19 protein-coding genes are annotated in these 24592 nt (G+C 43.0%); 8 read left to right on the forward strand and 11 right to left on the reverse strand.

Features of this window, described 5'->3' with window-relative positions; translation table 11 throughout:
- Positions 1-99: 99 nt before the first annotated feature.
- Positions 100-885 (reverse strand): SDR family oxidoreductase, encoded by a 786-nt coding sequence (locus PHU20_RS06785; RefSeq protein ID WP_274824603.1) that lies wholly within the window; start codon positions 883-885, stop codon positions 100-102.
- A gap of 6 nt (positions 886-891) precedes the next feature.
- Positions 892-1203, reverse strand: coding sequence for a cupin domain-containing protein (locus PHU20_RS06790; protein WP_274824604.1), 312 nt, complete (start codon positions 1201-1203; stop codon positions 892-894).
- Positions 1204-1420: 217 nt separating this feature from the next.
- On the opposite strand from PHU20_RS06790, the gene PHU20_RS06795 reads away from it, so the two are divergent.
- Positions 1421-2779 (forward strand): UDP-N-acetylmuramate--L-alanine ligase, encoded by a 1359-nt coding sequence (locus PHU20_RS06795; RefSeq protein ID WP_274824605.1) that lies wholly within the window; start codon positions 1421-1423, stop codon positions 2777-2779.
- Between the two features lie 211 nt (positions 2780-2990).
- Here PHU20_RS06795 and PHU20_RS06800 read toward each other — a convergent pair whose 3' ends face one another.
- Positions 2991-3434: a DUF1569 domain-containing protein gene (locus PHU20_RS06800; RefSeq protein WP_274824606.1), complete on the reverse strand. Its 444-nt coding sequence runs from the start codon at positions 3432-3434 to the stop codon at positions 2991-2993.
- A 65-nt stretch (positions 3435-3499) separates the two neighbouring features.
- On the opposite strand from PHU20_RS06800, the gene radC reads away from it, so the two are divergent.
- Genes radC through PHU20_RS06830 form a run of 6 tightly spaced genes read left to right on the forward strand, consistent with a single transcriptional unit; the run spans position 3500 to position 9085 of the window.
- Positions 3500-4198: a RadC family protein gene (gene radC, locus PHU20_RS06805; RefSeq protein WP_274824607.1), complete on the forward strand. Its 699-nt coding sequence runs from the start codon at positions 3500-3502 to the stop codon at positions 4196-4198.
- Between the two features lie 17 nt (positions 4199-4215).
- Complete coding sequence (locus PHU20_RS06810; RefSeq protein ID WP_274824608.1) at positions 4216-5511, forward strand: polysaccharide deacetylase family protein; 1296 nt, start codon at positions 4216-4218, stop codon at positions 5509-5511.
- A complete protein-coding gene (locus PHU20_RS06815) occupies positions 5504-6193 on the forward strand; it encodes a YjjG family noncanonical pyrimidine nucleotidase (protein ID WP_274824609.1) in 690 nt (229 codons plus the stop codon). The genes PHU20_RS06810 and PHU20_RS06815 overlap by 8 nt, the downstream gene beginning before the upstream one ends.
- A gap of 54 nt (positions 6194-6247) precedes the next feature.
- Complete coding sequence (locus tag PHU20_RS06820) at positions 6248-6799, forward strand: hypothetical protein (RefSeq protein WP_274824610.1); 552 nt, start codon at positions 6248-6250, stop codon at positions 6797-6799.
- A 2-nt stretch (positions 6800-6801) separates the two neighbouring features.
- A complete protein-coding gene (locus PHU20_RS06825; RefSeq protein ID WP_274824611.1) occupies positions 6802-8232 on the forward strand; it encodes a DUF5723 family protein in 1431 nt (476 codons plus the stop codon).
- A 13-nt stretch (positions 8233-8245) separates the two neighbouring features.
- Positions 8246-9085: a hypothetical protein gene (locus PHU20_RS06830; RefSeq protein WP_274824612.1), complete on the forward strand. Its 840-nt coding sequence runs from the start codon at positions 8246-8248 to the stop codon at positions 9083-9085.
- Here the strand turns inward: PHU20_RS06830 and PHU20_RS06835 are convergent.
- Positions 9082-10359 (reverse strand): replication-associated recombination protein A, encoded by a 1278-nt coding sequence (locus PHU20_RS06835; protein WP_274824613.1) that lies wholly within the window; start codon positions 10357-10359, stop codon positions 9082-9084. The two genes, PHU20_RS06830 and PHU20_RS06835, sit on opposite strands and share 4 nt — an antisense overlap.
- 149 nt (positions 10360-10508) lie before the next feature.
- On the opposite strand from PHU20_RS06835, the gene PHU20_RS06840 reads away from it, so the two are divergent.
- Positions 10509-11258, forward strand: a complete 750-nt coding sequence (locus PHU20_RS06840) for a rhomboid family intramembrane serine protease (RefSeq protein ID WP_274824614.1) — start codon at positions 10509-10511, stop codon at positions 11256-11258.
- On the opposite strand, the gene rlmB is transcribed toward PHU20_RS06840, so the two are convergent.
- From rlmB to PHU20_RS06875, 7 genes are all read right to left on the reverse strand, one after another.
- Positions 11247-11996 carry a 23S rRNA (guanosine(2251)-2'-O)-methyltransferase RlmB gene (gene rlmB, locus PHU20_RS06845; protein WP_274824615.1) on the reverse strand — a complete coding sequence of 250 codons (750 nt, stop codon included), beginning with the start codon at positions 11994-11996 and terminating at the stop codon, positions 11247-11249. The genes PHU20_RS06840 and rlmB overlap by 12 nt on opposite strands.
- Positions 11997-12095: 99 nt before the next feature.
- A complete protein-coding gene (locus PHU20_RS06850; protein ID WP_274824616.1) occupies positions 12096-13016 on the reverse strand; it encodes a hypothetical protein in 921 nt (306 codons plus the stop codon).
- 16 nt (positions 13017-13032) lie between these two features.
- Complete coding sequence (locus PHU20_RS06855) at positions 13033-14676, reverse strand: SusD/RagB family nutrient-binding outer membrane lipoprotein (RefSeq protein ID WP_274824617.1); 1644 nt, start codon at positions 14674-14676, stop codon at positions 13033-13035.
- Positions 14677-14684: 8 nt separating this feature from the next.
- On the reverse strand, positions 14685-17864 hold the full coding sequence (locus PHU20_RS06860; RefSeq protein WP_274824618.1) for a SusC/RagA family TonB-linked outer membrane protein: 3180 nt from the start codon (positions 17862-17864) through the stop codon (positions 14685-14687).
- Positions 17865-18657: 793 nt separating this feature from the next.
- Positions 18658-19317, reverse strand: coding sequence for a hypothetical protein (locus tag PHU20_RS06865; protein ID WP_274824619.1), 660 nt, complete (start codon positions 19315-19317; stop codon positions 18658-18660).
- A gap of 26 nt (positions 19318-19343) precedes the next feature.
- Positions 19344-20804: a RagB/SusD family nutrient uptake outer membrane protein gene (locus PHU20_RS06870; RefSeq protein WP_274824620.1), complete on the reverse strand. Its 1461-nt coding sequence runs from the start codon at positions 20802-20804 to the stop codon at positions 19344-19346.
- Between the two features lie 9 nt (positions 20805-20813).
- Entirely contained in the window at positions 20814-23915 is a 3102-nt protein-coding gene (locus PHU20_RS06875; RefSeq protein ID WP_274824621.1) for a SusC/RagA family TonB-linked outer membrane protein, read from the reverse strand.
- Positions 23916-24592 lie beyond the last annotated feature (677 nt).

A 24592-nucleotide genomic window follows, 5' to 3' on the forward strand; every position in this document is an offset into this window, starting at 1 on the left:
GCCAATGACATTGTTGGTTGTTTGAAGTGTGATGGGTTTACCGAAAGGAAAATGGAAACGCATGACTACTGATATTCCCATGGGAAGGATCGATAAAGCCTATAACGACTTCAACAATCCGCCATCAATGGGGATTTGGGTACCCGTAATGTATGCGGCTTGATCCGAAGCCAAGAAAGTGGCAAGGAAACCATATTCCTTGGGGTCTCCAATCCTTCTGACCGGCACTTTGGTTTCCATGTCGGTAAGAACCTCATCCTCGGAAATACCGAATTGTATCGCTTTTTTGGCATTTAATTGCCTAATGCGTTCCGTATCGAAATACCCCGTAAGAATACTGTTCACCGTTATTTGGTATTGGCCGACATCATTGGCCAATGATTTGGCCCAAGTAACTACTGCCGCCCTTATGGTATTCGACAGTGCCAAATAGGACAAAGGTTCTTTTACCGATACCGAGGCCACATTGATAATACGGCCCCATTTGTTCGCGATCATATGTTTTAAAGCCAGTTCAGTGGTGAAGACGACGGTTTTAAAAAGCAAATCGAAGGCTTCTTGGTAATCGGAAGTTTTCTTTTCCAAGGCACTGCCCGCCTCAGGGCCCTGGGTGTTGTTCACCAGGATGTCGACTTGGTTGTTTTCGAAATAAGTCTCCATCGTTTTGCGATAGTTTTCAAAGTCGGTAAAATCAACGACCAAATAGCTATGGCACTGATGGGGTGCTGAAGGAAGGTCGGCTATTATTTTTTTGAGTTTGTCCGCACTGCGTGACATAAGGGTGACACTGGCACCGCTTTTGGCCAATTGTTCTGCAATGGCCCTTCCGATACCCCGGCTACTGCCGCCTACCAGTGCATTTTTGCCTTTTAATGAAATGTTCATATCGATTTATTTATATTCTTCTCTTGTCGGACTAAAGACATCCATGAGTTTACAGGGTGTCAATGCTTTTCCGCCGTGGGGAACATTCGGGGCGATAATGACCAGGTCACCGGGTCGATAAACCTTGGTGATGCCGTTCAAAGTAAATTCAAATTCCCCCTCGATGACATGCATGATCTGTTCATTTATATGGAAGTGTTCGGGTACTTCAGCATCTTTTTCCACCTCCCAAAAGGCCATCGACATATTTTCGGAATGAATCAATTTACCATGATAACCGGGCATGATTTCTCTAGTGGGGATATTTGTTAGGTTCATAGCTGATTATTTCTCTAACGAAGATATGAAGAATAGCGACAGAAATGAAAAAACCCTATGGAAGGGTCGCTCTAAAACCGGAAGTCACTCGGTGTTGCCATTGTAGGGAGGGGAAACTTATGAAATCCACCATTGATATATAAAGGCAGATCGCAATGGCGATTGCTGTTTTTTTTCGAATTTGCATTGCCTATCTTTGCGGTATAATTCAATCTTCATGCAAATACATTTTATCGCTATCGGAGGTAGTGCCATGCACAATCTTGCTTTAGCGCTTCACCATAAAGGATATGTCATTACGGGCAGTGATGATGTCATTTTTGAACCTTCAAAAACCCGACTTTCCGATAAAGGACTCCTTCCCGAGACGTTCGGCTGGTTTCCCGAAAAAATACATGCAGGTCTGGATGCCGTTATTTTGGGGATGCATGCGAAACCTGATAACCCTGAGTTGTTAAAGGCCCAGGAGTTGGGGGTCGCCATCTATTCCTACCCGGAGTTCCTTTATGAGCAATCCAAGAACAAGACCCGAGTGGTCATAGGGGGAAGCCATGGGAAAACCACCATCACCTCCATGATCTTGCATGTGCTCAGTTATCACGATATAGCGGTAGATTATATGGTGGGTGCCCAATTGGACGGATTTGATCGTATGGTCCATTTGACCGAAGAGAATGATTTTATGGTATTGGAGGGCGATGAATACCTGTCGTCACCCATAGATCGAAGACCGAAATTCCATTTGTACAAACCCAATATTGCCTTATTGAGCGGTATCGCTTGGGACCATATAAACGTATTTCCGACGTTCGAAAACTATGTAGAGCAGTTCCGGATTTTCATGGATAGTATTGTTAAAGGGGGGAGCATTACCTATAATGAAGAAGATCAGGAGGTGAAAAAAGTAGTGGAAGCCTCGGAAAATGCGATTCGTAAATTACCATATCGCACTCCTGAATATACCGTTGAAAATGGGGAAACCCTGTTGGAAACCCCCGAAGGTCCAATGCCTATTGAGGTATTTGGTAGGCATAACCTTAGTAATTTGGCGGGCGCCAAATGGATCTGTCAGAATATGGGCGTTGATGAGGAGGATTTTTACGAGGCCATTGCAACGTTTTCAGGAGCCTCCAAACGGTTAGAGAAAATTGCGGAAACCGATACGGCCGTGGTTTATAAAGATTTTGCCCATTCGCCAAGTAAGGTGATGGCGACAACGAAAGCCGTAAAGGAACAGTATCCCGATAGAAAGGTGATCGCCTGTTTGGAATTGCATACGTATAGTAGTTTCAATGCCGACTTCCTAAAGGAATATAAAGGGGCATTGGATGCTGCCGATGAGGCCGTGGTCTTCTTTTTGCCTGAATCGGTAAAGATCAAAAAATTGAAGGAAGTGACGCCCCAGCAGATCTCAGAGGCTTTCGTACGTGAGGATTTAAGGATATATACCGATTCCGGGGCCTTTAAGGAATATGTGTTCGGGCAGGACTATGAAAATGCCGTGTTACTGTTGATGAGCTCCGGTAATTATGGTGGATTGGATCTTGTGGCCTTGAAAACACTGATTCAAAAATAAACCCGAAGCGCTATACTGTTCGCGTTAGCTGCTCAAAGCGAAGGGGTTTACCGTTTAATCGTTGGGCAACTTAGGGATATTCACAATTCCTTGGTTCGCCACTATGCCGAGCCCATCAAGTGTCAATCCAGGAGCAGTTGGAATATTTGGTGGCCATAGTGGTATGGCCGGATGGCAAAAGGTCTTTTTTTGAGGGGTTTCCTTTTTGGTCTTAAACCCCGAATTGCCGTAAATGGTGGTCTAAATGTTTGTACTGTAATTGTCCCCATTGTTCCCTAGTGAAGTTGCCAAAAAGGGGATGGGGGTTCCACACTTTACGGTCCCTGATTTGATATACATCGTGGATCAGTTTTTTTAAGGTTTCCAGCTCCGTATGGAAATCCTTATCTTCCTTGGTTTTGGCCATGGGGGCTGTAGGTAGGTTCTTTCGCCATGGTGTATCATTATAGAGCGATTTTTTGAAAAACCACCTGATCAAAGGATTGCCTTTTACGGTGGTTTTTTTGTTTTCAATGGCCGTTCTTAAAGGCACTTGGCAATGCCAGACCATTTGGCCGACACTCATCTTTCCCCATTGCCCTAAGGTGTTTTCATTGAGCTGGTTGACCCGTTCCAGGGTCTCGTGGTATGCTTCTTCCTCAAAGATCGATTTCATTGTATTGGGTTTAAGAATTATAAATGAAATTTACGATAAAAATAATTGTTCATTATCTTTAGGTCATGCAAGACAAACCAACCTCATTTTCCATAAAGCATTGGTCCGATGATGATAAACCCAGGGAAAAAATGGTGCAAAAGGGAAAATCCATTTTGTCCGATGCCGAATTGATCGCCATTTTAATTGGGTCGGGAAGTCGAAATGAAAGTGCGGTAGAACTCTCCAAACGTATCTTGGCCTCGGTGAACAACAACTTGAATGAACTTGGAAAACTCTCCATAAAACAATTGATGCAGTTCAAAGGCATCGGGGAAGCCAAGGCGGTCACCATAGCCTCAGCATTGGAAATCGGCAGAAGAAGAAGGGGGGAAGAGGCCCAAAGGATTACCAAAATATCGAGTAGTAAAGACGCTTTTGAGCTTTTGCAACCGCAATTGGGCGAGTTGCCCCATGAAGAATTTTGGATCCTGTACCTGAATAATTCCAATAAGGTGATGCATATGGCCCAATTGAGCAAAGGGGGTATCACCGGTACTTTGGTAGATGTTCGTTTGGTCATGAAACAGGCCCTCGAACTTGGTGCAGTGGCCCTTATCCTTGCCCATAACCACCCTTCGGGAGGATTGAAACCGAGCAGTGCCGATAAACAGCTGACCCAAAAACTGAAAAATGGGGGTTTGGCCCTGGATATAAAAATTTTAGATCATTTGATCATTACCCAAAAGGATTACTTTAGCTTTGCCGATGAATCTATTTTATAACCCGCTACTACGTAAAGATGTTACTGATTTACACGCATAGGATAACACCACGGTTCAGTTACATCATGCGCCATATTTTCAAAAGGATTTTGGGAATAGAGGTGTCCTACACGACCAAGGTCGAAGACTTTATAAAACATACGGGGGCCAAAATCACCTATACGAAACAACCCTTACAAAATGAGTTTTTTGTACGAAGCAACGATTTGCTTTTTGAACAGGGGATCAATGACATCCAGATCAATGTTCTGGATTGGGAGGGGGTACCCTGCTTTTTTACAACCGGGGAGAATAGTGCCCTGCCTTTCGATATTTTTTCGGCAAGTTTTTACCTGCTTTCACGCTACGAGGAATACCTGCCCCACGTAAAGGATATGCACGGCAGATTTTCCCCAAAGGATAGTCTGGCTTACCAAAATGATTTTCTGATGTTGCCGGTGGTCGATATTTGGGCCAACAAATTGCTGGACAGGCTTTTGGAGCGGTTCCCGGATATGGAAGTCAAGAAACCGGTCTTCAAATACACTTCCATCTTGGATGTGACTACTTCCCATTGTTATGCCCATCGTGGATTTACGCGTAGTGTGGCCGGATTTCTGTTGGATTTGGCCCATTTAAGGATACGACGGTTGTTGGAGAGGGTCGTGGTATGGTTCAATCCGCGAAAAGACCCCTATGATAATTTCGATTTCCTAATCCAAAAAAGAAAGCAATACGACCTTGATTGTAAGTTCTTTTTTCAGTTCGCCTCCTATTCCACCTATGATAAGAATGTATCTCCCAATAACAATAACTTTCGTTATTTGATAAAGTCGATAGCCGATTATTGCAAGGTTTCTTTGGCAGCTTCCTATACTTCGTTCAATGATGTAGAGGTATTGCGAAAGGAGAAAAAGAGCCTGGCCAATGTGATCAATAGACAGGTAGATGACGTAAGGATGCGGTACAATAGGGTAGACGTGCCCCAGACCTATCGAAATTTGGTCGATGCCGAGTTTACCGATGATTATTCGATGGGGTATACCCACGAAATAGGATTTAGGGCTGGTACGTCCTTTCCGTTTTATTTATATGACATCAATTTGGAATTGCAACAACCCATAAGGGTCCATTCCTTTGCATTGCATGATTACGCCCTTCGGGATGAAGCTTCTCTTGGGGATATTATGGGGAAAGTGAAGGTGTTGTACCAAGAAGTGAAAAAAGTGAATGGCAGGTTGATAACGGTTTTCTCGAACGAACTTTTAGGTACCGAACACCATATTGACTGGAAGGATATGTATGGGCAAATAATCAAAAACTACAATGTATAGAGATCAAGTTTCGGATGTGTTTTTTGATTTAGATCATACCCTTTGGGATTTTGAAAGGAATTCGGCGCTTACTTTTGAGCGGATCTTACAAGAGAATCGGGTCGATGTCGATCTAGACGATTTCCTTGAAGTATATATCCCCGTTAACCTGGCGTTCTGGAAATTGTACCGGGAAGAGAAAGTCACTAAATCGGAATTGCGCTACCAGCGGCTGAAAACCGTATTCGACACCTTGAAATATAGGGTTTCCGATGCCGTCATCGATCAGTTGGCCATAGATTATATTGAGTATCTTTCAACGTATAACCATCTTTTTCCCAATGCCATGGAGGTCCTCGATTATTTAAAGCCGAAATACAAACTCCATATCATCACCAACGGATTTCAGGAGGTTCAGGAAAGGAAATTGAAAAATGCCCATATCCGGGGATATTTCGATCAGGTGGTGAATTCGGAAATGGCCGGGGTAAAAAAACCGAATCCCTTGATTTTTGAATTGGCATTGAACAAGGCAAAAACGACTTCCGGGAATTCGATGATGATCGGGGACAGTATTGAAGCGGATATCCTTGGGGCCCGGGCCGTAGGCATACACACCTTGCATTTCAACGCACATAACGAACCGGAACATGAAATTTGCCAGATCATTCATGATTTGGGTGAAATAAAAAAGTATTTGTAGAGTTATACATAGTATAACATTATGTGCTTTTTAGCGATAAAAAGGATTTCTACAATGAAAATCAAAAGGATAGGGACGTATGTATGGTTGATGTTTGTTTTTTCAATTCTTTTTTCCTGTGTCGAGGAACAGGATTTCAATCAGTATGATGATCTTAGTATTACCCCGACCTATGAGGCCAGTGTCCTTTATTTGGAGGTTCCCGAAAGTACGATAAATGACTTGCCGGCACCGGACACCTACTCCCGTGAATTTGAATTTGAAGCCTTTAGTGAAACCGTTTTCGCAGATCGGGTGCTGGAAGGGGTGTTGACCTATTATGTCGAAAATACGACCAGTAAACCCCTGGAATTGGAAATACGGTTTTTGGATGCGACAGGAAATGTTCTGGCTACCGAAGTATTCGAACTGGATCCGGAACCTTCTGCTGAGGTGATACGGGAAACCTATTATGGACCCTATGGGGAGGATATCGACATTATCCGTAATATTTCAAGTATTTCGGTAACCGCTACCAACAATGGGGATAATGTAAGCACTTCTTCACAAGACAATCCAATGGTCACCCTAAAGAGTAGTGGTGCATTCACGGTAAGCATTAAATGAGGATGGTAAAGAAAGCGGTTGTTATTACCATATTTTGCATCGGGTTGTTCATGCACGCCCAAAACAAGCAATTGTTGTACGATTTTACCGAAGTTCCCCAAGCTTTGATGATCAATCCAGGAATGGAAACCGATTTTTCATGGTATGCGGGCATTCCGCTATTGTCCGGAATTTCGGTACAGGCCGGTTCCAGTGGTATTACGGTCAATGATATTTTTGCCAATGACGGTCTCGATATCAATGATAAGGTTCGCGATAGGCTTATCTACGGAATGGCCACCCGGGATGAAGTGAGCAGTACGGATCAAGTAGAGATTTTTAGTGGGGGATTCAGGGGTAAGGATCCAAGTGTTTTTTATTCTTTCGGACTCTACAATGAGGTCGATGCCATAGTTTATTGGTTCAAGGATTACGCCATTCTGGGGTATGAGGGCAATGCGGATAGACTCAATGAACGTTTTGATCTAAGTGATTTGGTAACAAGGGGCGAAATGCTCAATGTGTTCCATTTCGGGATCAATAAACGAATGAACAAAGATCTTACGTTGGGGGCTAGGGGAAAAATCTATTCGAGCATATTGGATTTCAACACGGTCGATAACGATGGTTATTTTGTGACTACCGAAGGGGAGAACAATGTTTATGCCAGTACGTTGGATGCCGATCTCGAATTACGTACTTCTGGGGTAAATGCCTTGGAACGAGCATCGGATGATGATAATGTTGCCGCTACGCTAATAAAAAGAGGGTTGTTCGGAGGGAATCTGGGCTTAGGGGTCGATCTTGGTTTTACCTATTATTTGAATGGGCAAACGGTGGTAACCGGAAGTCTTTTGGATCTGGGTTTTATTTACCATGCGAACGATGTTGAGAATTATACCCTTGAGGGAAACGCTACCATTGAAGGGGTAGAGGTCATATTGCCCGATGCCCTTGACGATCCGGATCAAGACTTTTGGCAAGACTTGGTCGATGAGGTGGAGGAATTCATTCCTTTTGAAAATGATACGAAGGCCTATGTCACCTTTAGGCCAACGAAATTATATGGTTCGATCCGTTATAATTTTGGAGAGCCCATGCAGGGGTCCGCTGTTTGTGACTGTGATTACCAAAATGCCAATAGTGCCTCGAGTGCGGTCAAGTATCGGAATAGCATCGGGGGGCAGTTGTATATGATCAATAGACCAAGGGGGCCCCAAAGTGCCCTCACCGCTTTTTATCAGAGAAGGTTTGGCAATTTTATGGCCTTAAAGGCAACATATACCGTGGATAAATTTACGTTTACCAACCTTGGTTTGGGGGCGACATTTCAAGCCGGGGCGTTTAATTTCTATCTTATGGCAGATAATTTATTGGCTTACCGGAATATAGCGGATAGTCATTATTCATCTTTTCAAATCGGATTAAATATCATATCTTGGGGTGAGAAATGATAGCATGATTTTTATGAAAAAATTTATTGTATTACTTGTTGCGCTTAGTGTGAATTTTGGGTATTCCCAGAATGATTTGAACTCCTATAAATATATTATCGTCCCAAAAAAATTCGATGCTTTTAAGAAGGTTAACCAGTTTAAGACCAGTACATTGGTCAAGCATCTGTTCACCCAAGAAGGCTTTAATGCGGTTTACGATGATGCCCTTCCCGCAGAATTGGAACGTAACCGCTGTCTGGGATTGCTGGTCTTCATAAATGAAGAATCCAACATGTTCACTACGAAAACAACTTTGGTTTTGAAAGACTGTTCCTCTAGGGAGGTGTTTGCCACAAAACAGGGCGTCAGCAAAAAGAAAGATTTTGAGAGTGCTTATAAAGAAGCCTTGACCGAAGCGTTCGGGACGATCAAAGCATTGAACTACCGTTATTCGCCTTCCCATACCGCAGAAGTCTCCAAACCGGTGGCCGTTGTGCAGAGCGAAGTAAAAAAGCTTCCGAAGAACAAAGTGGAAGCTGTAGTGGTTCAACAGGAAGCAACTCCTGAAAAGCAATCCTATAAAAGTAAGGAACCTGTACCATCGACCAAGATAAAAGCAGGGATTGAAAACCCGGGAGGTGGCAATGATTGGGGTATACTATATGCCCAGGAAATCGCAAACGGGTATCAATTGGTAGACAGTTCTCCGAAGATCCGTTTAAAAATCTATCGTACTTCGATACCTGATGTCTATACGGTGACCTATGAAAAGGATGCCAACGGCATTGTGTTCAAGAAAAACGGCACATGGTATTTGGAGTATCGTTCCAACGGTCAGATAAAGACCGAGGCATTGAACATAAAATTCTAATGGTCGTATTTGCTTTTCCAGCGTTTTTTTAAAAATTCACCGATCGCATTTTCGCGTGGGTTTTTTCCGGGTTTGTAAAAACTCGTCCCCGTCAATTCCTCGGGTAAAAATTCCTCATCCACGAAGTTGTCGTCGTAGTCGTGGGCGTATTTGTATTCCTTACCATACCCCAGGTCTTTCATTAATTTGGTCGGGGCGTTGCGCAAGGGTAGGGGAACAGATAGGTTTCCGGTCTGTTTGACGGTTTGCTGGGCCGTATTGATGGCCATGTAACTCGCATTGCTTTTAGCGGAAGTGGCCAGATAAATGGCACATTGACTCAAAATGATACGTGCTTCGGGGTATCCGATGGTCGTTACCGCCTGAAACGTGTTATTGGCAATGACCAAGGCGGTGGGGTTCGCTAAGCCGATGTCCTCGGAGGCCGAAATCAACATCCTCCGTGCAATGAACTTCAAGTCTTCACCCCCTTCTATCATTCGGGCCAGCCAATAGACCGCACCATTGGGGTCGCTCCCTCGTATCGATTTGATGAATGCCGATATGATATCATAATGCTGTTCGCCGGTTTTGTCATATAAAACGGTATTGCTTTGCACTTTGCCCAAGACAAGATCATCGGTAATCGTGATGGTATCGGATTGCTCCGAATTCACGACCAATTCAAAAATGTTCAGGAGTTTTCTACCGTCTCCCCCCGATAGCCGTAATAAGGCCTCGGTTTCCTTTAGGGTTATTTTCTTCGATTTCAGATAGTCGTCCTGTTTGATGGCCCTTGCCAGTAAAGCCTCAAGATCTTCTTTGCCAAAGGCGTTCAATATATATACTTGGCAACGGGACAATAAGGCAGGGATGACCTCAAAACTCGGATTTTCGGTGGTGGCACCGATAAGGGTTACCCAACCTTTCTCAACGGCCGCCAACAATGAATCTTGTTGTGATTTGCTGAACCTATGGATCTCATCAATAAATAAAATCGGGTTTTTCGTAGTAAAGAGACCACCACTCTGTTTGGCCTTATCAATGACCTCACGGATATCCTTTACCCCACTGTTAATGGCACTAAGGATATAGAAAGGCCTTTGGCTTTCGTGGGCAATGATATTGGCCAAGGTGGTCTTGCCTGTTCCAGGAGGACCCCATAGAATCAAAGAAGGAATGATGCCTTTTTTTATTTGATGGGTCAAGGAACCCTTTTCGCCAACCAAATGGTTTTGGCTAATGTATTCCTCTAAGGTCTTAGGACGTACCCTTTCTGCCAATGGTTCATTCATGGGGTAAATTTAAAACAAAGTTACAATCGTTCCGTTTTTTATACTGTAGGATTGGGAATAAATGACGGATTCATGATTAATAAATGACAATTTATCATATTTGTGGAATATGGTAGGTTTTTTGAACACGTTGAAACGATTTTAATAGCATGTCCGAAAGCAATTATTTTAAGTTTACCCAGGCCGTGATCATCGCTCCTTTAATAGGAGTCATATTGATATGGACCGTTTTTTGGGTAGAACTCGAACTTCATACCAATTTTAATGATTATGGGGTATATCCCAGGACGTTGAAAGGATTAAGGGGTATAGTGTTCAGTCCGTTTATCCATGGGTCGGTCGAGCATTTGTATAACAATACCATTCCTCTGGCGATATTAACGGCATCCTTGTTTTATTTCTATAGGGATATCGCCCTAAAGGTATTGCTGTATGGTTTGTTGTTTTCGGGGTTGTTTACCTGGGGTGTAGGTAGGCCATCGTACCATATCGGGGCCAGTGGCATAATTTATCTGTTGGCCAGTTTTGTGTTTTTCAAGGGAGTTTTTTCAAAGTATTACCGGTTGGTGGCCTTGTCTTTGGTGGTGGTGTTCATCTATGGAAGTCTTTTGTGGTATGTATTCCCGATAAAGGATGGCATTTCCTGGGAGGGACACTTGGGAGGGTTCATTGCCGGACTGGTACTTGCCTTTTTTATGAAGGCCAAAACGCCCTCTCCGAAAAAGTTCGATTGGGAACGTGACGATTATGATGCGGAGGCCGATGAATTCCTAAGGCACTTTGATGAAGACGGTAATTTTATCGAAACAAAGCCCGAAGGGCATAAAGAAGAGGAAGGGTCCATTAAGATCACCTACCATTACCGCACGAAGGATCAAAAGGATCGCCTACCCGATTGATCCATCCATTCGCTGGCGGACCACTTCGTATAAGAATACCCCACAAGCAACGGAAACATTCAATGATCCTATTTCACCCATTAATGGCAGCTTGGCCGTTTGGTCTGCAGCTTTGATCACCGAAGGGGAAACCCCCTTGTCTTCGGCTCCCATTACAATGGCAGAAGGCCCGTTAAAGGAGGCATCATAGATGGTGCTGTTCGTTTTTTCGGTAGCCACGGTCACCGAAATGCCCGAAGCTTGGAGATAGAATACCGCATCTTTGATATGGTCCACTTTGACAATGGGCACTTTGAATGCTGCCCCGGCAGAAGTTTTAATGGTATCTGCGGTAACAGGGGCAGAACCTTTCTTTTGTATAATGATACCATCGACCCCGGTACATTCCGCGGTTCTGATAATGGCCCCAAAATTACGGACATCGGAAAGTTGGTCCAATAATAGGAAAAGGGGAGCTTTTTTGCTTTCCATGACCTGTTCTACCAAGGTTTCAAGGTCGTAGAAGGTAATGGGGGAGATGTTGGCGATAACCCCCTGGTGGTTGTTTTTGGTAAGTCGATGCAATTTCTCTGGCGGAACGTATGAAACATTTATGCCATGCTTACGGATTAGGCCCTCCAATTCCTTGGATAGGTCTCCTTTAAGCCCTTTTTGTATAAAAATCTTGTCAATGGCTTCATCGGCGTTGATCGCTTCGATGATGGCTCTGATACCATAAATTTGGGTGGGTTTTTCCATGGGGTAAAGGTAAATAAAAAAAGCCACCTCAAAAGAGATGGCTTTGGATAGATGGTTGGTTAACTTCTATCAAAAAAATATGCTAAATCAAAAACATATTTATTCCTTACAAAGGTTCAACGTGATCAAGCCTTCACTTGGAGCTTCTACATCCGCAATGACCTCGCCACTGGTAGGACCGTAAATTTGGAATGAAACTTCGGAGGTATAGGTGTCACCGGTGAAATACCACTCCATTGAGGTAGATCCTTCCGGAATGGTGATGGTGGTTTCATAGGAAGAATAAGGTCCTTCGCCCGTACTCCAATAATCAGGAATGTCTGCATATAGGACAGTAGTGCCATCTATAGTGATCATGATACCATCACCTTGCCATCCATCTCCATAGCTATCCTGCATTTTTACCAAATAGTCCCCTGCCGGAGGGGCATCGGGAATACAGACGAACTGGGACGTATAACTAAACGCGTCACTATAGTAAGTTTCCGATAAGATGCTTGTCCCGGTGTTGTCATAACCGAATATACGACCATCACTTAGTTCTATTTCGGCGTAATAGGTTAACTGGTCGCCACCCTCGGCAAGACCTAAGTCCAGATCCAACGCATCAATGGCATCGGCTGCAGCTATGGTAAAGCTTAAGGTAGGGTAGGTAGTCCCTTCCTCAAATGAATCACTGGAATACTCATAAACCAACACTTGGTCGTTAATACTGTAATCCGGATCGTCGTCATCCACAATGGTGTTATCCCTGAAAGTGGCGTAAATCCTATAATCCGTAACCAGAGAGCCGGACTCTTGATCGACAAACTCGATTTCAACATCGAAAGTTGAAGCTGAAACGTTGTTGATGTTCGCATTGGTGTCAGTGGAAATATCAATTATCCGGGCATAAGCTCCGTACTCATCCGATGCAGCCGTTTGAAGCTCGTTTACGTTGTCTGTATCACAGGAATGGAAAAAAGCTAGAAATGCCAATGCCCTTAGACCTGTTTTATATGTTAAATGTTTTGTTTTCATTTTTTGGATATTAAGATTAATCAATGAATTCCGCTGGATTGGTATCCCAGAATACCTGAACTGCATAACTCGATTTGGCAGAAATGTTCTGGTTTCTGTTCACGGCGTTTGATGCGTATGGGAAACTTCTGATAAAAGATCCCGGTTCAGCGGTAATAGCCGGTTGTAAGTTGTCTGGATACCCTGTTCTCCTGTATCCATTGTATACTTCCAATCCGTTGCCCCAGTGGCTGATCATTGCTTCAGTCATGATGATGTTGAGTTTTTCTTCGTCACTTCCGGCGCTGAATTCGTCGATAACTTCCGTTACATATGCGTCAATTTCCGCATCGGTAGGGGTATCTGCATCAGAAGGTATGGAAGAGGTGTTGAAGTTAAGTACTTTTGTAAAGGAAGCCCTAATGGCCGCCTCCAAATAGGTTGCTGGGTCACCAGTGGTTCCAAGTTCAAGGGAAGCCTCTGCAAGTACAAAGTACGTGGCGGCAACATTCCAAATAGGGTTGATACCTGCACCTTTTGCACCATCGGAGATCGATGCGGCCTCACCATCATTATTGTCATATCTTCCTCCGGCAGGATATAGGCCCCATATGGTAATTTGATCGCCATCGGGAACACCACCTTCATCGTTCATGTGGTCTCTGCCCCAATAACCATCACCTATTACACAAAATGGGTCGCTGGTAGAATAATGCAATGGTCTGGATTGCGCCAAACAAGGCAAGGTAAAGAGACCGTCATCGGTAGAGGCATCGGGGTATTCCAATGTTTGTCTGTAGAAATAATATCTGATTCTTGGGTCAGGATCCGATTTTCCATAGTATAATAGATCCAAGAAATAAGATGCTATATATTCCCCACCACCATCATAAGAATCGGTGAACTTATAATGTCTGGTATCCGGATCGTTGTCAGATGTTCCATACTCGACTTGGAAATCCAGCTCGGAGCTGAAGATCAAATCCCCTTCGGCTATCAACGCCTCGATTTCCGAAGCGGAAGACGAATTTACAAGTCGGGTGTTGTTGTAGTACCGCAACTTTAAGGTTTTTGCTAAAGTGGTCCAACTTGAAATATCCGCTCCATAATAAATGTCGTTATCGGAATCTATGGTAGATACGCTTGTTTTTTCGAAATCTGAAAGCGCATCGTTCAAAAGGGCTAGTGCGGCTTCATAAACATCGGCGTCATCATCCAATGCCGGATTCAGGTTGTCGGCATAGCTAATGGCTTCCGAATAAGGTACGTCGCCGAACATATCTACCAAGGTCATGATCGTGTAGGCTTCGATGATTTTGGCCACACCGGCATGATCGTACAATTCCAAATCCGTTGCACCTGTTATAACCGCTCTGGTATCTGCCAAGATACTTGCATAGGCATAGCTCCATTCGGTATCAAAATTGGATGGGCTTACCCCATTGTCATAGGTTGGTCCGTAAAAATGGGTCATACGAACTACCTGCATTGGGGATTCGTGTACGACTTCCATGAAGTTCTTGAAATTAACCAAGGCGCCATTTAGGAGCAAGTCGGTATCCCCGCTATCTGCTGTAGCATTGTTTGGGTCGTCCAGCAAATCAAGGTTGGTCGTTTCACAGGCACCGATCAGGGCAGTGAAACAGATTATCAGATATTTTATAATATTTTTTTTCATCATATCAATTTTTAAAATGTGGCTTTTAAAGTGAATCCATATCTTTTGGTAGCCGGACCAGCCATAAAGTCCAATCCTCTAGAGTTACTGATACCTAAACTGGATACAGAAGGGTCCATTCCTTGATGCGCATCAGGGAAATTGTATGCTTTTCTCCATAAGTTGTTTCCAAGAATGGAGATGGTTATGCTCCCGAATGGGGTTTGATCCAGATATTTCTTTGGAACATCATAACTTAAGGAGACCTCTCTTAATCGTAGTAAGGTGGCATCGTAAATTAAGGATTCATTGGCTCCGTACAGGTAGTTGTCGAAATAGTAGTCGGTTAAACTGATTTGGGTGGTATTTGTCGCTCCATCAGAAGTAACACCGGCTAAAACTACTGTTTGTCCCCTATCCACATCGGTATCTGCAGTAAGACCCCTGGCCAGTACGGTTGCTGCCGTATAGGAAATCATGTCCCCGCCTTGGGTATATTCTAGTTGGGCATTAAGGTTCCAGCTTTTATAGGTGATTCCCGTTTTCAGGGTAGCACTCCAATCTGGATTTGGATCCCCGATTACCCCTATGTCGTTCGATACCTCATAATATCCTGAATCAAGGATGAGTGGGTTTCCTGCATCGTCCCTTTCTACATAATAGCCCATGATAACGTTAAAGGGCTGTCCTTCCTTGGCAAAGTTCCCTAAGTCGGTAAATCCTGCCAAGTTGATTTGGTCAATGTCATCCGGTAAATCAACAACCGTACTTTCGTATTTTGAAAAATTGATCGATGAGGTCAAGGCGAAATCCCTTGTCTTGAGTATGGTACCGCCTATTAAAGCTTCAATACCCTCGGTTTCCAACTCTCCAAGGTTTTGAAGTGTTGATGTTGCCCCAGAAGAAGGATCTAAGTCCCTTTCGATAATCTGATCCTTGGCATTTCTCTTGTAAACGGACAAGTCAAGGTTTAAACGGTTGTTCAGGAATTTACCTTCAAGACCAAATTCAATTTCTTTTTGCAACTCAGGCTTAAGGTCTGGGTTACCTATGGAATTGCTGATACTGTTTGTGTTGATAACGGCGTCGTCGGCCCCTGCATTCAACCAGGTTTTCGTGGCAATGTTGATAACGTCCCTGGTGTTGTAGGCGTCTGCAAACCGTGCGGAAGTACCATAAGCCGCACGAAGTTTCAGATAATTAACGGCCCCAAGTTTGTCTAAGTTAAAAGCGTCCATGGGAAGGAAGGAAATACTTCCACCAGGGTAGAACAATGAATTGTTACCGGATTCATGGGTAGATGCCCAGTCGTTCCTTGCAGATAGGTTTAAGTAAAGGTAATCTTTATAACCTAATGTAGTAGTTGCGTAAACCCCTAGTTTGTTCACATCTTGGTTGTAGAAGCTTCCTGCATTTTTGTTGACAAAGTTGTCGGAGAAGAAATAACCGTAGACCAATTGGTCGGTATAGACCGCAGAGAATTGGTTGAAGGTATTCTTTTTGCCATTTGCCCCAATTAGAAAATCAAGATCAAAGTCATCATTCAGGTCTTTTTGGAATGAAATCATCAAATCGTGATTCTGGGTTCTTTCGGTATATTGGTTTTTTACGAATAGTCCAAGACCGTCATAGTTGATACCTCCTGTATTCACGGCAAAAGTTTCGTCCGTAGTATAGGAATCGAAACCGGATCTCCATGAAATGGTCATGTTTTCATTAAGAGGGTAAGAAATGGAAACCCTTCCAAAGAAACGATCGGTATCTTCTTTGTATTTTTCGTTATTAACGGTCCAGTATGGATTTTGGATACTGTTGTCCGATCGATAATACACAGATCGGTGCAAACTGTCCTCCCAGGGTAGACCGTTCAAATCTATACTTCTTGGGGTGTACATCACATTGGAGAAAACAGAAGAAGAACCGCTTGAGGCATTACTTCCGTATGATGCGGATGATGGCGGGGCTTTAAAAGTATTACTTGTAAAGTTCATACTTCCACTGATATTGATCCCGTTATCCAAGGTAGTTTGGGCATTTAACCCTATTTGGTTCTTTGTAACGGAGTTGCCTGGGGTAATACCTTCGGTACTCGTGTTCGTGTAATTTAAGCTTATGGCCGACTTTTCGGTTCCACCAGTGAAATTGACACTGTTCACTAAGTTTGTTCCGGTCCTAAAGAAGCCTTCTACGTTGTTGTATGGTTTGTAGTCATAACTGGCATCGACAAATTCCGGAAAGAAATCATCGAATGACCCTCCGCCTTGACTAGACTGATAGGAGTTTCCGCTATAAGGGTGGGTTACCGTGGTAACTTCGTCGAAATTTGCACCCCAGTTACTAAAGGCCTTGGAGGCCGAACCTTGCCAACCTACACCGTACGAGTCTTGCCATTCCGGAAGACCGGTAATTTGGCTGAAGAAAACAGAGGAGCTTACGGAAACACTTGATTTGGTTTTCCCTACTTTCCCTGTTTTGGTAGTGATCAGGATAACCCCGTTACGACCTTCTTCACCATAAAGTACCGTGGCACTCAAACCTTTCAGGACTTCCAATTTTTCAATATTGTTCATGTCAATATCTGACATCCTACTACCTGAACTGGCACCGCTATACTCATTAAAGCTACTTTGTCCATTGGCAGAAGAGCTGATAGGGACACCGTCAACGACAAATAAAGGTTGGTTACTACCGGTAATGGAGGAAAAACCACGAATGTTGATGTTTGCCCCGGATCCGTCCATAGAACCACCTGACAAGACTTCAACACCGGCAACTTGTCCCGATAGGGCCTGTGCGATATCGGCAGTTGGTTTGTTCGCCAATTCTTCGGCCCCAACGGAAGAGACCGCATAACCAAGAGCTTTCTTCTCCCTTTTGATACCTTGGGCGGTTACGACCACTTCGTCAAGCGCTTGTGCGTCATCTTGCATTTGAACATTGATCGTGTTATCGGCGCCGATGACTATACTGACGTCTTTTTGTCCCACATAGGTAAAAAGAAGGGTTTGTCCTTCTGTAGCACTAATTGAATAAAGACCGTCAAAATCGGACAAGGTTCCCGTGGTGGTACCAAGTACAACAATGTTTACTCCCGGGAGCGGCAGACCATATTGATCTGTAATCGTTCCGGAAATCGTTTTTTCCTGTGCAAATGAAATGTGCACAACCAACGCCAAAAGCAGCGTTAAGATTCCACTTAAATTTGTTTTCATTTTAAAATAATTTGAATTAGTAGGCCGCCAAAGTCATAATATTAAGTTAAAAATCCTATAAATGTTAAATAAACTTGAATGGATAACCCTATTAATTATGGTCTTGTTAAATTAAGTTTGTTGAAAATATCGTATTGAAGAAAATCGGACTTTATTTTAAAAAATAATTAAAAAGATGATAAAAAAATAGCATAAATGTTAAAATGTTGAAAAATAGACAGTTATTGGGTGTGTAGTGAATACGTTGAAAATAAGGTATTGAAAATATCGGCAGGTATAAATTGAAGTAAAAACGGCAAAAAGTTAAAAAAAAGAGATAAAGAGAATTAAGGAGCGAAATAATTAAAGATATGTGAATTTGTTGCGCATTGTGAATTTGAAAAAAAGCCGGATTTCTTAAAGGAATCTTAAGTTTGGGAATTTTTGCGTTTTTAGGGTTTTCGGTGATTAAAAGGTGTCGAAATAGTGGGGTACGGTAAAGGAATTTACCGGTTATCTTGATGTAAAGGGAGGATATTGGGTTTAAAGTAAGGTTTCCGTTCAGCTGATTACCAATGAGTGTTTGTTGAATTATTGTTGTTCGATGGAAGTAGGTATCTATGGTATGTCGTATTGTTGGGGAAAAGGGGATTTGGTAGCTCTTGATGTTGATGTAATCATTTAATAGTATGAACTACATATTTTTTGAATTAAGGAATAGATGGTTTTTTGGGAGGCTTGGATAAAAAAATAGACCCGATTTGCATCGGGTCTATTTGGTATTATAAGAATTGAAAAAATTTATCCTATTAAATCAAGGGCAATCGTTAACGTCTGAATATATTACCCCGGTGGCCGGAGTAGGGCCATCTTCATAGACCAATGTGCCACTTGCGTCGTAAATTTGGAAAGATACTTCCTCGTCAAAACTCCCGGATGTAAAGGAGATTTCAAAGGAGCTGCCATCGGGAATGCCTATGGTTTCGGTCAGTGAATCCCCATCGGCCAATTCAACTACGGTTTCCGTTCCGTCAAAACTGAAGGTTAGGAAAGCGCCATTCCATCCGTCTCCCCATGAATCCTGCATGTCTATGGTCCAAGTACAAGGTGTGCCCAATACGGTCACCTCCATAGTTTCGACTTCTGAGCTTAGGCCGTTGGATGCAATCTCATAAACGGAAATTGTGGCTGTTCCAAATTCCGTAAAACTTACGGAAATCTCTTCGGGGTAATCTTCGTCGGTCACCACAGTGGCGTCAGCCCCTGTTACCGTCCATACATATTCGGATCCCCCTCTTGGGGTAACCGAATACACGCTTTCCGTTCCAACATATGCAATGGCATCCCCATCGAAATCAAAGATGTACGGAATTACCTCTGAGGCATCGGAAGATGAATCGTCATCCGAACACGAACTGATCATCAGTCCGAAAGCCAGCAAAATGATTAGTGATATATATCTGTTATTTTTCATAATATTTTAATGTTGTTTGTTGAATATTATCTCCAGCCACCGATGGAATAATCGTAACCGGCTTCACCGGTAGTCCCTCCATAAGTATAATTGTCGGCAGGAATCGCTATCAAAGCGGAACCCGGTACAGGGAAGTGTAAAAGTGTTCCTTCCTGCAATAGGTCTTCTTTTCGCATTTCAAAGAATGTTAGACCCATGGATAAAAGGGGCATTTCTACAAGTCGCTCATAGTGGATGGCGTCGGAAACTTCGTCCGCATCCGATGCTATGGGGGGCAAACCTCCTCTGGTAACCCTTGTCCCGGCATTGATGATGCTTGCAGCGTCGGCAACATTCCCTAATTGTAAATTGGCTTCGGCAGCATAAAGATCGATCTCGGCTTTATAGATTTCCGGAGTGGTAATCGTCCATTCGGAAATATACTCATCATAACGCGCATACCGGTATGAACTGAAATGGTAATCCCCCCTTTCCAACAAGAAACTGTTGCTCGATAAGTATTCGAAATCCGATTCCAATCGGGCGTCATCACTGGTTGATGGATCCAAGATCGTAGCGCCTGTAGGCCAGTAGTCCGGAGTATTTGGGTCCATCTTGTTGATGACATACATATCTATCCTGGCCCAACCTGGATAAACCAAGTATGTTTTAAGCAGATCGTACCATGTTGTATCGTCATGCAGGATCTCAAAGTCCGAAGCAATGGCGTTATTGGTGTAATCCAAGACTTTAGACCAGTCGGTGGCCGCTTTTTCGGTTCCGTTCCTAGAGACCATAGTAAGCATCCTCGCACCATAACTGTTCATAAGCTGGGACAATTCCACGTTGGTCATTGTACTTCCAGGGAACCAAGTTTCCGGTACGCTAAAGGAACTTGAGTCGCATATCGCAATTGCTTCATCCAATTTTTCAAGGGCAAAGTCCATGGCAGTGGCATAATCCACTGCTTCCCCGTCATTTAAAGATCCGGTTTCGTCGGATAGCCATACTTGATCGAATACCAAAGCGTTATACCCAATGGTCAGGGCTTGGGCAAACTTTGCGATGGCCTGCATTAATTCGGGCTCTTCGAATTCCAATCCAGCATCGACTTGGGCAAGGATTACGTTTGCGTCACTAAGGATGGAATAATAGGCGTTGAACATATCTTCCGTAATGTCTGCATACGAGTACGAAGTGGCATTGTTGAATGCCACTCTAGGTTCACTTGAGGTATCCCTCATGGCATAGTTACCCCAAGAGCAAGTAGAAACGTCGGCCATGGTGTTCATGGCAAAACCCGTTGCTCCGGTACTGGTTGTTGCCATATACCAGTTTTGATATAGGCCTGCTGCTGTTGACTCAAGGGCAGAAGCATCAAAATATAACGTGTCCAAATCCGGATTTTCCGTATTCGCGACATCCAGATCGGTCTCAAACTCAGTACAAGATGCAAAGAACAGGAGAACCAGCATCGTTAATCTATAATATAAGGTTTGCTTTTTCATTTCTTTTTTTTAAAATTTTACTTGTATAGATAAGGTGTATGTAGTTTGAACAGGATAAACCCCATAATCCACTGCAAAATACTGTTCGGTGTCAGTATCGTAACTGTTGACTTCAGGGTCCCATCCTTTGTAATCGGTAAATGTCAACAAGTTCCTTCCGATTAAACTAAACTTAACTTCGTTAAAAAAGCCGATTTTATCAAGAGTTTGTTTGGGTAATCGATACGTTAATGAGGCTTCCCTTAGTTTTACAAAGGAGCCGTCCTCTACCCAAAAGGCATTGTTATCGTTCGTATCGTATAATTGTCCGTAATAAACCGAGGCTTTCTTTTCGTCCTCAGGTTTTCCGGCTTGATCCACAAGGTCGGATCTGGAGCTGATGGTCAGCCATTGTCTGTTTTTATTGTAGACGTCACCGCCCTGTTTCCAATCCCAAAGGGTGTACAGGTCAAAATTCTTGTAACTGAATGTTGAGTTGATGCCTACCCTAAAATCCGCATTTTGGTTACCTATTTGCTCAAAAGCAGCAGTGCCCTCTTCGTTCTCCTTGATGATTGGGGCTTCATAAATGGTGCCGATAGTGCTACGCTCAACAACAACCCCATCGGAGTTTACGGCGTAGTCGTCTATAGAAGCACCTGTAGGTAGTTGATTGGCCATGGTGGTCAGATCTTGTACGAAAGATCTTCCCCACATGGTGCCGAATTCAACATCTTCCCTCAATAGGAATAGGTCTTGGGAGCCGACTTGCTGTTCCGGAGCGTTCAGTTTCGTGATGACATTTTCCGTAGTGGAATAATTGACCCCTAGGTTCCAGTTAAAGTTGTTCGATTTGATGACATGTGCATTTATGGAAGCTTCATAGGTGTTGGCTTCCAGATCTCCTACATTTTGCCATTGGGTATTAAAACCGGAATTGGCCGGGGAGAAAAGACTGACGATCATGAACTGATCGACGGTTTTTTGATTGGCATAGGCCCCTTCGAAAGTAAGTCTGTTGTTGAACAACGAGAAGTTTATTCCCAATTCCATCTCTGTTGTTTCAGAAGGTCTTAAATCTGGGTTACCCGCAATCCTGTCCGTTGATAAACTACCATTGGAAATTTCGACCTGTTCATATTGCCAAGAATACCCTGGTCTCTGACCGGCCGTACCCAATGCGAAATTCAGTTTCAGTTCATCAACATGGGGTATTTTGAAATCTTCCGATAACCTGTAAGCTCCGGATACCCTGTAGTAATTGTTCCATTTGTGGTTTGCTCCGAATAGGGAAGATCCATCCCGTCTGAACAATCCATCAAAGATGTATCTGTCTTTATATACCAAGCCCCCGATTGCAAAGAAGTTTTGGGCCGTGACCGTTTCGGCATTGGAGCCGCTTATCAAGGTGTCCGAATCAAAGTTGTCCATACTTACGATACCAGGATATAAATAATCGACTCCTTGAGTATAGAAACTTTCAAAATCCCTGTTTTCATTTAGATAGCTCAACTTACCTTTTATCTCCAAATCGCCATACTCTTGAATGAAATTCAAAGTTGCTTGGGCCTTTTGGGCAAGTTGATTACTACTATACTTGTAAAGGCTACCTTTTGAATATCCAAAGCCTATTTCGGACCCATCAGTCGTATAGGTTTCGTATTTGTGGTTATTGGTATAGCGGTAATTGTCACTTTCAAAGGAGTATTCCAATCCCATATTCAACCAGGAGGTGAACATGACATTGAAGTTATACGATCCCAAGAACCTTTGTTGCCTAGAAGTCCTGTCGGTGGCATATAGGTCATAAAGTGGGTTGTCTATCTCACTATCCCATGGGTCGGGTTTGTAATAGTATGGTTGTCCGTCGGGGTTAGTAGCCAATAAATTGGCATCTGGGGATAACCTCATGATCACACGATATATGTCATCGTCATTGACCGGTTGGGTATCGTCTACATGTACGTATAGATTACTGGTATTGAATTTTAACCAGTCATTGATTTGGTAATCCGCATTAATGCGGTAACTGTTACGTTTGTAACCTTCTATTTCTTTCAGTACCCCTTCGTATTCGAAATCCTCAAGGGAGAAGAATACGTTGGAGTTTTCGCTTCCGCTGGCTACGGAAGTGTAGAATGTTCTTGTCAAACCTTCTTTGAAGATTTGATTTTGAAAATCATTGTAGACCCCATAGGGCTGATCGGCATATCCGTTTGAGGTTATGATTCTAGAACCTGATGTGGACGTTGAACCACTGTTGGCATAAACACTTTGGAAATTGTCTGGGTAGGTTACACCTTCAAATTTTGTGTATTGGCCTTTGTAGTCTTCCCAATCACTTGCTAACTGGTACTGGTGCGATTGGTTGGTGGTCACGAAGTTGGTTAATTTTGTGATACCGACCTCATTTCTTATGGTTACCACGGTTTTGCCCAATTGACCTTTTTTAGTGGTTATCACGATAACACCATTTCCTGCCCTAGATCCATAAAGGGAAGAAGCGGAAGCTCCTTTAACGATTTCCATACTTTCAATATCGTCGACATTGATGTCCTGTAAACCATTCTCAACGAAAACTCCATCTAAGATTACAAGGGGTTCTTGTGAACCGTAGAAGTTGGCCGATCCTCTTAGGATGATGTTGGCACCTTGACCGGGTTGTCCCAGATTGCTGACCGTGACCCCGGCAACCTTGCCTTGGAGGGCACTGGCGGCAGAGGTGGCAACTACTTCCTGAATGTCATCGGCACCTACTTTGGCCACTGTAACGGATAATTTCTTCCTGCTTGTTGCACCGGCCACACCCGTTACTACAACTTCGTCCAAGGCTTGGGCGTCTTCTTCCATTTGAACATCGATCGTATTTCCGGAGCCAACGACCCTTCTAACATCTTTTTGTCCAATATAAGTGAAAAGTAAGGTCTGTCCTTCTGATGCTTTTATAGTGTAAAGACCGTCAAAATCGGACTGGGTTCCGGTAATGGTCCCCACTACAACAATATTGACCCCCGGTAATGGTAGACCATCTTGATCTGTTATGGTACCGGAAATCGTTTTTTCTTGTGCAAACGAAATGTGCACAACAAACGCTAAAAGCAGCGTCAAGATTCCTCTTGAAATTGTTCTCATTTTAATAAAATTTGAATTAGTAGCCGGCGAAAATCTTAATATTTAGTTAATAATCCTATAAATGTTTCTTAAACTTGAATAGATGGTTTTGTTTATTGCGGTCTTATTGAATAAGGGGCAGATATAATATCAGAAGAATAAAAAATAGGCGTGATAAATACAGATAATTCAAAAAATAACTAAAATACTGAATATAATGTAAGGATATGAAAAACAGATAGTTATGAAGATTGAGGAATTCCTAATAAAAAGCACGAATAGCTAATTATAAATGGCTGTTAAGGGTAAAACCATATAAAAACGACACAAAAACAATAAATAAATGAAATATTCGTAAAAAAATGAAAAATAAAGGATTGTGGATCGTGTTTGGGGTTCCAAAAAGTTGTTCCCTTAAATTATCGTATGGGTAATCCTCAATTGAATTTTTTAAGGATCTGTCATTTTGGATGTAAGGGTAGTGAAGCGTGGTGTTTTCCTTGTAGATTGCCCTTTTGGTATTTACTTGACCATGGGGATTTGAATGAATGAAATGTAGTGGGTTATGGACTATCGGATTTGGTGATGCCTTGATATGGAGGCGGATTTCTGGAAAATCGATTTGGAATCCGTTGTTCTTCGTAAGTTAATACAAAGTAGTTGGTTTGGGTGTTTTAATGTGGTATAAAAAAGGCTAA

The sequence above is a fragment of the Maribacter polysaccharolyticus genome (assembly GCF_028882255.1).
Classification (GTDB): Bacteria; Bacteroidota; Bacteroidia; order Flavobacteriales; family Flavobacteriaceae; genus Maribacter_A; species Maribacter_A polysaccharolyticus.